Below are 15,272 nucleotides of genomic sequence, written 5' to 3' on the forward strand. Positions count from 1 at the left end.
AACATTGATCCGATACTTTCTCTCATTTTATCCACTCCTACTCAGATGTTTCGTTTTCATCTACGTGTACGTCTACGAAAACGTAGATGTATACGTTTATGTATTTGTTTCGTAAACGTTGGAGTGGACGTGAGCCGTTTTTTTGCCTCCTTTCTCTCATATTCTCATTAATAATATATCAATGAAATTCAAATGGAAACGTTTGTTCGGTTTTTGGATGTGAAGAGTAGGGCAGAGTGTTCAACTGACTTCATTCTTCATAGTTTACAGTAAGGGAAGTTTGACGCGTTTGCTTGCCATGGCTACAAAGTTACTGGTGGACATGTAAGGGGAAAGGAAATGCGGTGAGCTTGCAGAGAGCTTTTCAGTGAGTTCCCTTATAAAAAAATGAAAGAGCCTGCCTCTTTCGAGACAGACCCTTTCGACTGATTTGGGGGGGTGACAAGCACCAATCCTACCGTTAATTAGTCAGCTACGTTGATAGCTTCAACAGTTGTAGTATCGGCAAACAGAGCCTTGTTACCAGCTTTGTCAGTTACTACAACATAGATGTCGACGTCACCGTTGAAGGTAGCAACAGCAGTTCCATCAGAGAGGGTAGCGATTGTTCCAGGAAGTGCAGTTGCCGTGTTGAGTTTAGCAGCATCTACAGCAGCGTCCCAGCTTACCAACTTGGTCAGCTGTGCTTCAACATCTGCTACAGTGGAGAGGTTTGGTGCAGATGCAGCTGTGATGTAAATATCATATTTAGCCGCGATATCTGTTGCTGCATTGGCATCTTCAGTGATGTCGATGGTGATTTCAGCACCGTTTTCATCATCGTTAGTACCATGGTTTCCAACTACTGCGGTTGGCGCGATTGCGAATTTATCTGCTACTGTGCCATCCGTAATAGCGGCAATTCCATTGGTGTTACCACTCTTATCAGCAAAAGCTCCAGCTGCGATCACGAGGTCAGTGTCAGCAAGATCTTCAGCACCCAAACCTGCTTTAGTCAGAGTTACAACATTGTTCAGTTCAGATGTAGCTGCACCATCACCAGCAACGTTAGCATCGTAAGTCCAGCTACCGATTGTCAGTTCTGCACCTGCACCACCGTCAGCATCTACCAGAGTTACCGGTTCGCTAAAGGTCAGTACCAGTGTGTTATCAGCGGTTGCTTCTGCTTTAACGAGAGTTGGTTTGGTGTTATCCAGAACGTTAATGTTCAGCAATTGCGGTGCTGTCATACGGGTACCAGCAGAGTTTTCAACGTTCATTACAGCAAGTTTCTTAGTAGCGTCTGCTGTGAACGTACCTGCAGGCAAGGTTACACGTACAGTGTCCTTAGTGGTGCTAGTGAACACGATGCTAGAACCAGCAGGCAACGCTTGACCGTCAATTGTGTAGTTAGCTGTGTTACGAGCAGTATCGTTTACTACTGTACCAAAGTTAACTTCGAAGGAGTAAGTTCCGTTTGGATTTACAGTTTCGTTTGCAACAGCAGCTGTAATTGGAGTAGTGTTGCCCAGATCGTTTACTGTGAAAGTAAACTGTACTGTATCGTTCGCGTTAGCAGCCAATGCAGTGTCAGTTACGCTGCTAGCTGGCAAAGTTACAGTGTAAGTTCCTTTTGCGAGAGTGTTACCACCTGCGTTAGCGAACTTGATGTACTTAGTATCAGTACCAGGAGCAGCAGCTACACCTTTGGCATCTACGATTGTAGCTCGGTCAAAACCTTGACCTGCACCAAACACAGATCCTGTTACATCTACTCCCTCACTATTTACAACAGTAAGTGCAGAAGCATCCGCATTTGTAACCGTTGCGTTAGCTAATTCTTCGCTGAACTCAACAAGTACAGATTGGTTATCTGCAGCTACAGTCGCTTTTACGAATGCAGGTTTTGTAGTATCAGCAGTCAGTGTAACTTGACGATCAACTACATCCTCAATTGTGTTTCCATTAACATCTTTCAGACCTTTCAGTGTTACGTAAGGGCTGATAGAAGTTACTGTAGAGCTGTATCCAGGAGTGTTTACAGTTACGAGAACAGATTTTGCATCATCTGGATCGATAACTGCAGAACCGGTCCAAGTTCCACCCAACTTTGTAAGTGTGAATGTAGTACCGTTTGTTGCTCCAGGAATCGTTGCAGGGTCTACTTCCTTATCGAAAGTCAATTTAATTACGTCTTCGCTAACTGGTGTAGCGGAAACGAATTTACCTGCAGTTGTATCTCCTTCAACAGTGAAGGAAACTTCCTTAGATACCAACACGTTACCTGCATAGTCAGTGAAAGACGCTACACGTACAGTATGAGTAGATCCTGCTGCAAGCGTTTGAGAAGTGGTAACAGTGATTTCCTTGTTAAGGGACGCGTCTGTACTGCTAAGAGTGCTTACAGTCGCTGCTTGACCGTCCACGTAAACGGAACCAGCAGCTGCTACAGGCTCGGAGAACTTCACTTTGAAAGTCTTTGTACCGGCAGAGCCTGCTTTTGCTTCAACAGAAACAACATCTGCTACAGTTGCGTCATTTTGAACAAAGGAAGTGGTGTACTTAGGTACTGCTGTTCCATCTGTTCCTTTTACTCCGTCAACTTCAACAGAGTATGCATTTTTGTTAGTAAGTGCACCGTAGTTGTTCAGAGTAAGAGTTACTGTTTTTCCATCTTCGGAAAGAACAGCTTTATCTGGTGTGCTCAGCTGAGTTCCTTGAATAGTGTAGTTTGTTACATCTTCAGCGGAATCTTCATCAACTGCTGCACCAAATTTAACTTCGAGTTGAATAGCGTTAATAGCACTTACAGACTCAACTTTCAGCTCGCCAGGTGTGTCATCCCCATCAACATTCGCACGAGCATCGTAAGTACCAGCTACCTTACCGTCTTTGTCGATTGTGCTGTATACGTCTGCGAAGTCATCTTTTTTCAGCGGATCTTTGGTTGCGTCTTCCAGGGAAGATGCAGCCAGGATCTCGGAGACAGAAGCACCTTTGCCGTCCAGGGCCACGTATACCAGGTTATCGAAGTCGGTACCGATTGCTGCCATGTCAGCTTTGTACTGAGCAAGACCTGCACTGCTCAGGCCAATCAAGTTATCAAAAGAATAGAAATGTTTAACATTGCCGCCGATGTAAAGGCCAGAGTTTGGCGCTGCGAAGGCAGAAGCTGCCATGCTTGCAACAAACGTAGCAGACAATACAGACAGAACTACTTTTTTATTCACGTACTACCCCTCCGTATGTTTTGATAGGAAGTCTCTTTTTTAGGCTCAAGGATTATGTAGGTAGCATCAGAGGGAGCATCACTCCCTCTGTGCTAAGCTATTTCATTCCTTGAACTCTTGCGAAAGTGGTAAGAAGATTATTGTTTAGCAGTGAATTTCACTTTAGCAGTATCTTCTTTTCCATCTTTGCTGGTTACTACCAGAGTACCTTCAGTGCTGTTAGTGGAGATGTTCGCTTTGAAGGTGATTTTGCCATTAGCGATTTCGTAATCGGTGATTTTTTCGTTGCCGATCGTCAGTTCAGCGCTGTCTACTTCATCTGCATCTACTTTCAGATCAGCAGTTACAGAGTACAGATATACACCGAACAGATCCATCTTCACGCCATCAACGTTGGAGTCAACAGCATCCCAAGTGTCATTTCCGCCACCATTACCTGGATCTACTGGAGTTTGATCCAGGAAAGCATCGATTTCTTCTTGAGTGATGTCTTCTTCATCGATGTAGTCTTGAGTACCAACTACCAGTACGTAGTCGAAACGGGAACCGTCATCGTCCGTGTCGATCAGGAATACCAGATCGCCGTCGTCTACACCGTCGATACCAGTGATGTCATCCCAAGCATCGATGTATGCAGTAGAAGATTGCGTGTACAGTTTTTCGCCGCGAGTAGAAGTGATGGTGTTGCCATCTACGTCGTCAACTTGAGCTACAACGATCTTGTCGATGTTGTTGTCTTCCCACTCGGACTCATCCAGTGCAAGTTTCGCATCGATAGAGTTGATAGCGCCGTCGATAACTTCCACTACATCGTCAACAACAACTTCATTGTCGGAGTTCAGATCGAATCTGATGAAGTCACCGCGCTTGATGCCATTGTCGAGCAGTCCATCTTTATCGTCATCCAGTTTGAACTCTTTCTCAACAACTGCACCAGACTCGTCTTTGGTCAGAACGTTGATGCTGTCTTCGCGGCCAACGGTACCGTAGTTCAGTACATAACCGAATTGAGCATCTCCGCCCAAACCTTTACCATCTACTACAAAGATTGCTTCTACTTCTTCGTGATCTTTATCCAGCAGGTAGTAAACTTTCAGGTCGTTTTCGTCTGCAATGTCTTTGAACTTCGCGATGCCAGCATCTTTCAGTTCAGGACGTTTGCCTTCAATCGAGCCGGTCATTTTGAAGATTGCAGTATCATCTTTTACTTCAGCGTCACCGACTACATCGTCGTCTTCGTCAGCGATGTTATCCCAATTGTTGCCTTCAGCATATTTCAGATCAGAAGTATCCAGCAGTTTTACTTTGCTTGGCTCGCCTTTGGAGTCCAGGGTTACTTCTACAAAAGCAATGCTGTTTTTGTCTTTGCCAGGAGTCAGGATGTCTGGCAAGCTGTCTTCGTCACCGTTTTTGTCGAAGTCTTTACCATTTTTGTCCTCAATGTCTTTCGCCGGGAGGGAGATAGACATTTTCTTGCCTTTTTCGGTCATTACAGTGAATGCATACTCGTCATCGCTTGCGCTGTATACAGCTTGGCGAGTCACGATTGCTTTCAGTTTGCGATCGTCTACGCTGTCTTTTGTTTCAACGTGACGAATACGACCGGATGGATCCAGGAACAGTTTTACATCTTCACCATCGAGATCGTTCAGCAGATCAATGTTGGAGCTGTCGAGGGTTTTGATGTCTTTGTTAGCGTTGTCGGAGTAAGTAGAACCGGTACGAGTACGGTATACTTTGCCGCCAACAGTCAAACGAATGTCAGTTGCGCTACGAGTAACTACTTTGTCCACTTTGCCTTCTACTACATCGCGGCTAGCGAACACGAGCAGTTTGTCGTCATCACCGTCAGCGTAGTACACGCTGTAAACGTCCATTGGTTTCAGGTCAGCCAGTTTTGCTGGTTTGCCATCGAGGAATACCAGGAAGTCGGTGCCTTCATCCAGGTCTTTCAGATCGCTGAATTTACCGCCATCAAGGTTGTCAATTTTCTTCTTGTCAGCATCGATTTTCTCGATCACTTCGGAACCGTATTTGACGCCTTTGTCACTCTTGTTGAGAGTTTGGTCGTCAATTACGTGGATGTAGCTGATTTCGTTGTTGTCGTTCAGAACGACCTTTGCGGAGAAAGTGTAGCCGCCATCAGCGTTGTTGGCCTTGATGATTTTTTTCAGGCCATCTACAGGATCGTTGAAACGAGTGAAGTTGTAAGTAACGTCAGTGTCTTTCGTGAATTTGTAGGATTTGCCGTTGCCATCCATTTCGATTTTCAGATCGTTCAGATCGGAAGAAGAAAGGTTGGATGGGTCGCTGTATGTTTTCCCTTTCAGGTAGAAGGTACCCAGACGGTCCATAACTACATCTTCGTCCTCGGAGCCTTCCATCCAGACGATTACGTTTTCCTTGTCGTCTTTGATCCACACTTGTACGTGTTGACCATCGAACTCGTTCGGGTTGATACCGTCTGCTACTTTGTAAGTAGTGTTGCCCAGACCGGCGTTTTTACCAGCCAGAGTAATTTCGTTGGACTTGATTTTGCCCAGACCGATAGCCGGGATGTTGGATACTACTGGCAAGTCATCGGAATCGTTATCGGAATCGTGAGCCCACTCCATGTCACGAACCGTAACGTCCAGATATTTCGTCAGCAGGCTTTCGTTTTTCACTTCGTAACGGATGTCAGTACCGTATTCAACTTGCTCCATCAGGTCTACGCGAAGAGCGTTGTCCAGCATTTTGAATACATCGCCGCGAACCGCTGCGTTGTTAGGGTTAGCGATACCTTTTGCGATACCCAGCTCGGAAGCTTTGGAGATCATGCTGTTTGGCCATACACCTTTAACGGATGGCTCATAACCGAGAGCGCGAACGATCATGGTTACTGCTTCAGCATAAGTAACTTGGTTTTGCGGTTTGAAGGATTTGTCCGGGAAACCTTTTACGATTTCTTCGCCGGAAGCTACGTTTACGAAACCAGCAAACCAGTCAGTGGATTTAACGTCTGTGTAAGTAGAGTTGAATTGTGCCAGTTTCGCACCTTGCTCCAGTCCGCGAGCGCGAACGATCAGAGTTGCGAACTCTGCACGAGTGATGGTTTTGTCTACACCGTAATCGCCGTTGCCATAACCTGCTACCAGGCCAAGAGCTTCCAGACGTTTTACGGTTTTTTCCATTGCAGCGTCCATTTTAGGAGCATCAGTAGTTGTGTCCTCTGCTGCGAAAGCCATTGGAGCTACGGAGAGTGCGAGGGCACTAGCCAATACACTGTTAACGACCTTTTTCATAACCTTGTGTTCTCCTCCTCTAGTATAAACAAATTGTTCTTGGGGAATATTTGTTGTTAATCTATCTTTCTTTTTAAAGCCCGAATCCTGCAAGCGCGTGTCACCTCCTTTCGCAGGACAGCTTCGCTTTTGGTGTGAAAAACTTCTAGTATATTCAGTATTGTGTAAAATACAACAATCACTAGTGTAACACAATTGCTAGAATCCGTGAATCTTTTTTACACAATTCCCCGTTTTTCGTGTGACACCCTATTAAACGCCTCAGCTCAGCAAAAGTTGCGGCGCCTTGGAAAAAAAGTTAAAAGATTTTTTTCATGGTCGTATTCACCTGTGATATGTACGCAGTGACATCCGCCACAACTCGTATTATAGGGTACGCCGGACGGCATGTCACCATTGAACCTTTTTCCAATTCCATTCAAAACGTTAAAAAATTTGTTTAATTACCAAGAGCTGTTTCAAAGTTTACAACAGCCAGGTTGTATTGGAGCACGGCTTTCTGGTATTGGTTTTCGCGGTTGGACAATTCTTCTTCCGCCTGAATCACTTCCAGAGTCGTTGCCAGACCGTTTTCAAAGCGCAGGTTGGTCAGGCGATAGCTCTCCGCTGCCGAATCCTTCGCTTTCTTTTGGTAATCGATCGCTTCCAGCGCTGCTTTGAGGTTCAGGTACGCCTGGGCTACTTCTTTGTTGATTGCGCGTTTTTGCTCCTCGATCGCCAGCTTGGCCTTCTCCATGTTGTTGCGCGCTACGCGGCCCTGGTACGTGGACAGGGCGGAATACTCCTCGATCAGCTTCACGTTCAGCTCGGCCAAGTTCAGCTCTTCCTGCACCTTCGTCATTTCGATACGCTTGGACAGGGCTTCTTCCTGAGCTTGTTCCAAAGTGATTTTGATTGGCGCCGTCTGTTTGTTCACAGACACGACCTTCCATTGTTTCGTCAGGTCTACTCCAAGGAAATCGTTCAAGTCCATGCGGGCAACTTCCACTGCGTTTTGCGCGCTGGTCAGGTTCGCCTGTGCGCCTGCCAAGCCCATTTCGGCCTGCAGCACATCTGTTTTCGCTTTGGTTCCTACATCAAAGGCCGCTTTTGCCACTTTCAGCTGCGTTTGAGCGCGGGACAAACTTTGTTTTTTCAGCTCCAGGTCATCCTGGGCAAAGATCAGATTGTAGTAGGCTTGCTGGGCACCCAGTTTGATTTTGCTCTCGGTGGCGTTCACTTGCAGAGCATTCAGCTTTTTGGTCATTTCGCCTTGGGCATTGCTGACGTACTTGGCTTTCGCCGCATCGAGGGACTCGATCATGTCAGATGGCATGTCAGCCGACGATTTGTAGGACAGCATCTGGTTGAGGTCCGCGTTTTTCGCATCGAGGCGGGCTGTCGCCAAAGTAGCGTTGGTCTCCAGTGCTTGTTGAACAGCTTTTTCCAACGTCAGCTCTTCTACGCCTGCAGCTGGCGTTGCAGCAGCTGGCTTCGTCGTATCAGCCGGTGTCGTAGCAGTTGTCGCTGCTGGTGCTGTCTGGCTCGCTGGTGCTGCAGAGGTGTCCTGTCCTTTCGCATCGGTCGTTGCTGTCGATGGAGCAGCAGTCGTCGCGGCATTTGCCTCTTTTGCCTGCTCTGTTGCAGCCGCCTGGGTACCTGTTTGCTCAGTCGCCGGTGTATTTGCAGATGCCGTCAAGGTTCCTGCGCCAATCGCCGTAGTCAGAACGGCTGCCAAGCTAATGGACATCCATTTCTTGCTCGAATATGGGAAATTCACTCTTTTCCACTCCTTTTGCCGTTGTGTTCATGATCAAATCTTTCACCACTTGAAATATCACAGTTTGTCCCAAAATCACTATATCACAGAGTAATGTTTCGTACACGAAAAATTAGCGCAATGCCATCATTTTCTAAACAATCAGGCACACTGTATCATGTATAGCTCATTCCCCTCCTGTTTATTCCCAACTTGCTTCCCAGAGTAATACGATTATGTGTCAAAAAAATTTCAGGATTCGCTTACCAATCAGCGACATGCTATCCTTTTCTTGAGGTGAATGGACAATGTTGCAACAGTATAAAACCGTAGCCGGTTACGGCGAGGACGTCATCGTCATCGAGCGTTCCCGTTTCATCGGCTATGCCAAACGCGTGACGACGGAAGAAGAAGCTGCCGCCTTCATCGCGATGATCAAAAAGAAGCACTGGGACGCGACTCATAACTGTTCGGCCTTCGTCATCGGAGAAAACGACCAGATCCAGCGTTCGAGCGACGATGGCGAGCCGAGCGGAACGGCGGGCAAGCCTATCCTGGAATGTATCAAAAAAAATGGCGTGAAAGATACGGTGGTCGTCGTGACGCGCTACTTCGGGGGGATCAAACTCGGAGCCGGCGGTCTGGTCCGGGCCTACACGGCTGGGGCTGTCATTGCCCTGAAGGCTGCGAAGATCGTGGTGCATACTTTGCACCAAAAAATTTCTGTGGACGTGGACTATCATTGGTGGGGCAAGGTCGAAAACGAGCTGCGGCTGACCGGACAGCGGGTCGTAGGGACAGACTATACGGATCGCGTCACCGCCCATGTGCTGATTCCGGATGGGCAGCAGGACGATTTTATCGCCGGCATGATCGACTTGACCAATGGGCAGGCGAAGATTGCGCGGGGGGAGAAAGAGTATGTAGAGGTTCCCGTGGAAGCGGTCGGGGATGAGGAATAGCTTTGCTTGCGGGTGAATTTGTCTTTCGTTACGATGTTCTTGACAGGAGTATCTTCTCAAGTGCGTATACTCATTAGGGGGGCGTCTTTGTGGGGAAATCGTTGGAGGACTTGTTTGACAAGCTGGAGGAGTTTCAAGGACAGTTGGGGAAACAGCTGGAACGGATGGACGAGCGATTGGGCAGGGTTGAGGAGAAGCTGGATAAAGTTGAGGTGCGATTGGGCAGGGTCGAGGAGCGACTGGATAAGGTCGAGGGGCGTTTGAGTGCAGTCGAGGAGCAAATGGATAAGGTCGAGGGACGTTTGAGTGCACTCGAGGAGCAGATGGATAAGGTCGAGGGACGTTTGAGTGTAGTCGAGGAGCAGATGGATAAGGTCGAGGGACGTTTGAGTGCACTCGAGGAGCAGATGGATAAGGTCGAGGGACGTTTGAGTGCAGTCGAAGGGCAGCTGGATGAGGTCAAAGGACGCTTGGGTGCAGTCGAAGGGCAGCTGGATAAGGTCGAGAAGCGACTGGACAAGGCCGAGGGGCGATTGGATCAACAGCAGGTACTCCTGCATCGCGTAGAAGAAATGACTGCTGACCTGATTCAAAAGGTGGGATATACCAGCAAGCGTTTTGACGACTTCCATGCGGACTTCCGCGAGCTGCACTCCCAGGAACAACTTATGCAAAAGTCGATCAACTTCCTCGATACAAAGGTCTGGGAACACGAAAAGCAGCTGTTTCTCATGCGCGAGCGGATGGATACTTATGAAAAAAGCTGAAGAGGCAAATGACCTCTTCAGCTTTTCTACTATTATATAGGCTATATAGGCGAAACCCCAGCGCTATTGTTTTGGAAGTTTTTTGAGCTGCTGCATGATGCGAAGGGTGATAACCGCCATTTCGGCGCGAGTCAGGTCGCCTTTGGGATTGAATCGATACGTTGGTTTTTTGGCTGTTGTATCGTTTGGTATACCGTTCATGATCTTGGCCTTGGTAATCGCCAATACGGATGGTGCCGCATAGTAGCCGGTCTGTTGTCCATCAGTGAACATTTTGCCCAGTGACAGAGCTGCTGCCTCCGGAGTCCCCAGCTTGAGATTCAGTGCACGCGCCATGATAATCGCTGCTTCTTCCCTCGTCAACGGATCGTCCGGGAAGAAAGCACGCGTGTCTTTTCCGCGAATAATACCCGCCCGTGCAGCCGTCTCAATATATTTGTACTGGTAGTTCCAGTCATCGTCGCTAGGACGGACATCTGTAAAGGTTGGTTCAGCCGGATTGTTTTCGTTGTTGTCTTCATACGGTCCGGCGTTGATCGGCAAATCCAGCGCTTTTACCATCATCGTCGCAAATTCGCCGCGCGTAATCTTCAATTCGGTACCAAAGCCGCTGCCAGGGGCATCGTTCATAATCCCTTTGGCATACAACGTCTCGATTGCATCGCGGGCAAACGGATGAGTGATGACATCCGAGAACGTTTCCCTGGTCTTCATCACCAAGTAGTAACCGAAGCCTTTGAACGGCACGGTTATCGTCTTTTTGCCGGTGTTGACTACACCGCCAAGGTTCGTCCACTCGTCCCCGTTATTGTAGAACACGGTCAGGATGTTGTTTGCCGCGTTCACGATGGAACTGTCGTACTTGATCGTGACCGTTCCCACTTTGCTAGGAACCAGGTTGTCTTTCCAACGCTTGATAAACGGCTTCATCTCAACATTATTTACGGTCCCGTCAAAATACGGATCACGGCCACCCGGTTGCCTGTCATCGTCACCCTCTGCGCTGCCCGGCTCCGAGTTCCCTGCATCCACGTAATAAAGGGGGCTTGCATAGTTGAAATCCGAAGAAATGCGCAGAAGATCTTCCATGTCGTCTTTCAGATCGTCGTCATCCAAAGAGATTCGACCGTTGGTACGGTCTGCAATCCCGAAGTAGAGCGGAACATCCGTGAAAATGTCTGTGGAAGGCATATTGATTTCCGACCCGACACGGTTGTTGGATGGTGCGAGCAGAACCGTTCCGGAAGGGAATTTCAGCTCGAATGCTTTCTCAAATACGCTGAACGCTGTCTTCTTGCCGAAAACATCCCTGCTTTCCGCCCCGCCTACTGCCGAGTTGATATTGTAAATCTTGATTTCGCCATTTTGGCTGTTTGAACCAAACATTACCGTAAACTTGATGGTGTTTAACCCCGGTTTCAATGAAACATTGGATTCAAACACGTAGTACGTTTCAGGAACCAGTTTCCCTGTATCCGGATCGTATTTGAAATCCGGATCGTTCGTGTTGTACGCAACCGCTTCGGTTTTTCCGAACAATACTTTGGTCGCCTTTTCCGCAAAAACCTTGATTGGCACGGAGTTGGTATTTACCGTGACATACGGTGCATTTTGCGATTTTGTCGGAGAAATGACCGTCCACGCCTGTGTATCCTGATCAATGCTGAATGTTTGGCGCGTTGCGATCGAGCCTTGTACGATTTCAATCTGATAGCTGGTTCTTCCGCCTTTGGTGAGAGTCAACGGGAACAGCTTCAGCCGGTTTTCCAACTCGTCGCTGTTGAGTCCCATGTCCCCGCTCAATTCTCCTATCAGATCATCTCCGTAGTTGTCCGTACCCATTTGAGCCTTAAAAGAGAATTTGTTGTTGATATCTTGCGCTTCCGAGAAGGTGCTGTCATCGAAAATCGGCCCCAGGTCAGAAGTGTTGCCTTTGATTGCTGCATCACGCGCTTTGATGTAATCGGAGTCATTGTTCAAGAAATCCCAGTCACCGGATGGATCGGTCAATTTGTATTTGGCGATCAGGTTTCCGTCTTTCGTGATGTTGACAATAGCCCCTGGCTCTACGTTCGCCACATTAAAGGAGACCTCGCTCAGGAAGAGGGCCGATGTTTTGTATGCTTCATCAGAGGAGTTCTTCTCCAGCTCCACATCGTCTTTCCCCTGAACAACCTTCAGTTTTACATCCTGGATTTTCGGAGTTTTCTCCGTGTTGTATATGATGTTGTAGGTGAACTTCACATTCGGGTCGTCGAGCAGTTCAAAGACAAGGGAGTTGCTGCCCTGCTTGAAAATCCACGAACCGCTATTCACAAATTGATTTTTGTTTACTTCAAACGGAATGATGTTGTCTGTCGTATTCGGGTCCGGTGAAAGAGCGAAGTTGACCGGGCTGCCATTCAACGTAACCTTCATATTCGACGTTGTCAGCTTGTAGTTGTAAATGTTCCCTTTAAATCTGTCGTTGTCCACTACAAAATTGGAAACGCTAGGATCTGTAATCTCCAACGTGCTGTCAATGACTTTGTCTTGTCCAGATGCAGTGTAGTAAAACAGCAACGATGGAACCACTTCAGGTTTCAGCTTGAACGAGATTTGCTTGTCATCCGTGTCATCCGATGGTGTCGAGTTGTTGAACTTCACTTTGACATTCGTCTCGTTGGATGGCAGCTTTAAAAATTCAAATACTGCCATCGGATCACTTGTGCTATCCGCATCCATGTTTGGATCGATCGCCTCATCATTGGTAAAAGACAGTACATAGTCATTACCGGCACCTTCTTTGATGGGCGTGAGGCTGTTGTTAAAGTAGACTTCGTAATCGGACTTGGCAGTGCTCATGTTAAACGTTTCAATTGCCACCTTGGCTGGCAAAACATTTACCACATTGACGCTGCCATCTGTCTTGATCGGGAATCGCAGCGTAGGGCTTGAGATGTCCGTAACCGTCCCGAAGCGTTTCCCGTTCTGGCTTTTGAAGACAATCTGATAAGGGAAGTTCGCCACCGTCGATTCCGTCACAATATTTGTCAATGTTGAAGCATCGTATTTCTGCGTTTCATACTTCAACACCGTCTCATATACGCCGTCTTCATCGAAATCCGCATCATCCAGAGTCGCTTTAACGTCGTAGAGCCTATACTCTGAAGAAATCGTACTATTGGCAATCGGGGTAAAGGTAACACCCGTTCCCTGAATATCATCCGATGCTGCCGAAGTATCGCGCCTGTCCAACGTAACCGTAAGTGAATTTTTCGGGGTAACGTCCACTTCTTGCGCATTGCTTACGTTCCCAGCTGCATCAGATGCCGTAACCGAAAGCACATCCCCGACTCTTTGCGGCGTAATGACTACAGTAAAGTTACCTGCAGCATCCGGCGTTGCAGAGCCAAGTACCACGGCACCTCTTTTTACTGTAACAGTTGTCACTCCGTCTGCAGGCAGTACATTGCCGGAGATGGTTGTGGCGCTGTTGTCAATAGACGCAGGCAATCCGGTCGGTGCAGCAGGAGCTGTCGTGTCCGGAGTGGAAACAACAGGCGCTACCGCAACCGTAATATCGGTTCCCGCACTTTCATTCGGTGGTGCAGCAGTATCTGCCGCTTTTACTGTAAGAGTGGTTCCCGCTGCCTGGGAGCTGATCGTAACCGAGTAGCTGCCGTCTGCATTTGCAGTCGCGGAACCTAGCGTAATGGCTCCATTATAAACCGTTACATTGGTCCCTGCTTCCGCTATCCCTGTCACAGCGGTGTCGTCGCTGTCAACAGGATTGACAACCGGAGCGTCCGGAGCGGTCGTGTCTGTCAAACCAGTAGCAGGATCGACCGGAACTGCCACAGCCGGGCTTACGTTGCCTGCCGCATCCGTTGCCGTTACGGAAAGCTGGGTGCCTGTCGGCTGTGCTGGAATGGTGACCGAGAAAACCCCGTTTCCTGCTGTATATGCCGATCCGAGCGCAACCGCGCCTCGCTTGACTGTAACGGCAGATCCCGCTTCCGCCGTACCAGTTACAGCCAGGCTGTTATCTTTTACCTGGGCTACAACTGGAGCGGGAGGAGGCGTAGTGTCAGCTGCTGCATTTACCGTAACATTTGTGGCGGAGCTTACGTTTCCAGATGCGTCTTTTGCTGTTACGGAAAGCGTTTCTCCTGCCGGCTGGGCAGTGATCGTTACCGAGTAGCTGCCATCAGGACCTGCAGCCGCTGAAGTGCCGAGCGTCGCCGCACCTTTTTTTACCGTTACCGTAGCGCCTGCTTCTGTCGTTCCTGTCACGGTCGTGCTGCTACTGTTGACCGGACTCACCAGCGGAGCATCCGGTGCGACAGTGTCCTTGACGGTGGAGTCCAGAACGGTGGCTCCTGGTTGAAGCTTGATCAACAGTTTCCCTGTGATCTCAAAATCATTTCCAGCTACAGTCTGGACGAGTTCATTTTTCGCTGGAGGGATCAGGCTGATCTTTGTTTCCGGGTTGCCCGTCGTTATCTCTGTTATTTTCACGTCGTAAAACTGGTCGGAGGTTCCCTGCACATTGCTCTTCGGGATAACCAGCACGTTGCGGTTGATCAACGCGACTTCCTTGTTTTGGCTGTAGGCGTGAATGTCAATATTGTTGAGCCCGATCTGGGTTTCGAGATCAACGGAGAAATTTCCGGATGTGTTGACATCGTCACTGAACGTTTTCCCCGTCGTTTTGTTGATCGCCACGATATTATCGGCGTTATTCGCCTTCCCCGAAAGAGCCAGGGTCAAGTTGCGCGTCGAAGTTACTTCCACGATGGTCGGATCGGATTCCAAAAACACGCTGTTCAACTTCAGATTGGAAATCAGCGGCGTATTGTTGTACTGCACATACAGACTGACCAGGTCAGTCGTCGTGTTTCCATTTTTTTCATAAAACGAAATCTTGTTTACCCCTGGCGTCAGGCTGATATTGTCAAAGGTAAACGTCCGCGTAACCGTATCCAGCTTCGGCTTGATGCTGCTTGTGTCAGATGGCTGCGTGCCATTGAGCGTGGATACGGTATAACGCAGGTCATCCCCATTGATGTCCAGTCCATACGTCCCCTGCAGGGTAAGCGTAGGCGAATAATAAATATGGGGATTCGTAGCAGATGTTGAGTTGCTGAATCCGATCAGTGTAATTCCGCCGGCGGCATGTGCGATGCCTGCTCCGAACGGCAGCACGGCTGTCACGAGCAACAAAAAAGAAAGCACGGCTGAAATCCATGACTTGTTACCAAAAATTCTTCCAGGCACTCATTTCACCTCTCCCAAAAAACGTCTGACAATAATTTGTTTCATCCTTTGTT

6 protein-coding genes are annotated in these 15,272 nt (G+C 48.3%); 2 read left to right on the top strand and 4 right to left on the bottom strand.

Features of this window, described 5'->3' with window-relative positions:
- Window positions 1–464: 464 nt before the first annotated feature.
- The 3 genes from ACFSO0_RS00005 to ACFSO0_RS00015 form a co-directional block, all read right to left on the bottom strand.
- Window positions 465–3,209: a beta strand repeat-containing protein gene (locus ACFSO0_RS00005; protein WP_376874465.1), complete on the bottom strand. Its 2,745-nt coding sequence runs from the start codon at window positions 3,207–3,209 to the stop codon at window positions 465–467.
- A gap of 137 nt (window positions 3,210–3,346) precedes the next feature.
- Window positions 3,347–6,586 (bottom strand): S-layer homology domain-containing protein, encoded by a 3,240-nt coding sequence (locus ACFSO0_RS00010; RefSeq protein WP_376874468.1) that lies wholly within the window; start codon window positions 6,584–6,586, stop codon window positions 3,347–3,349.
- A gap of 346 nt (window positions 6,587–6,932) precedes the next feature.
- On the bottom strand, window positions 6,933–8,252 hold the full coding sequence (locus tag ACFSO0_RS00015; protein WP_376874471.1) for a TolC family protein: 1,320 nt from the start codon (window positions 8,250–8,252) through the stop codon (window positions 6,933–6,935).
- Window positions 8,253–8,539: 287 nt separating this feature from the next.
- Between ACFSO0_RS00015 and ACFSO0_RS00020 the strand changes: the two genes are divergently transcribed.
- Both ACFSO0_RS00020 and ACFSO0_RS00025 read left to right on the top strand, forming a co-directional pair.
- Window positions 8,540–9,193, top strand: coding sequence for a YigZ family protein (locus ACFSO0_RS00020; RefSeq protein ID WP_376874474.1), 654 nt, complete (start codon window positions 8,540–8,542; stop codon window positions 9,191–9,193).
- 89 nt (window positions 9,194–9,282) lie between these two features.
- Window positions 9,283–9,960 (top strand): hypothetical protein, encoded by a 678-nt coding sequence (locus ACFSO0_RS00025; RefSeq protein ID WP_376874477.1) that lies wholly within the window; start codon window positions 9,283–9,285, stop codon window positions 9,958–9,960.
- Between the two features lie 63 nt (window positions 9,961–10,023).
- Here ACFSO0_RS00025 and ACFSO0_RS00030 read toward each other — a convergent pair whose 3' ends face one another.
- Entirely contained in the window at window positions 10,024–15,219 is a 5,196-nt protein-coding gene (locus ACFSO0_RS00030) for an Ig-like domain-containing protein (RefSeq protein WP_376874480.1), read from the bottom strand.
- Window positions 15,220–15,272: the final 53 nt, after the last annotated feature.

This window comes from Brevibacillus sp. GCM10020057 (assembly GCF_042683565.1).
Classification (GTDB): domain Bacteria; phylum Bacillota; class Bacilli; order Brevibacillales; family Brevibacillaceae; genus Brevibacillus.

Bases quoted from the DNA above. Each gene is read 5' to 3' on its own strand.
- ACFSO0_RS00020 (WP_376874474.1), top strand. From the start codon at position 8,540: ATGTTGCAACAGTATAAAACCGTAGCCGGTTACGGCGAGGACGTCATC.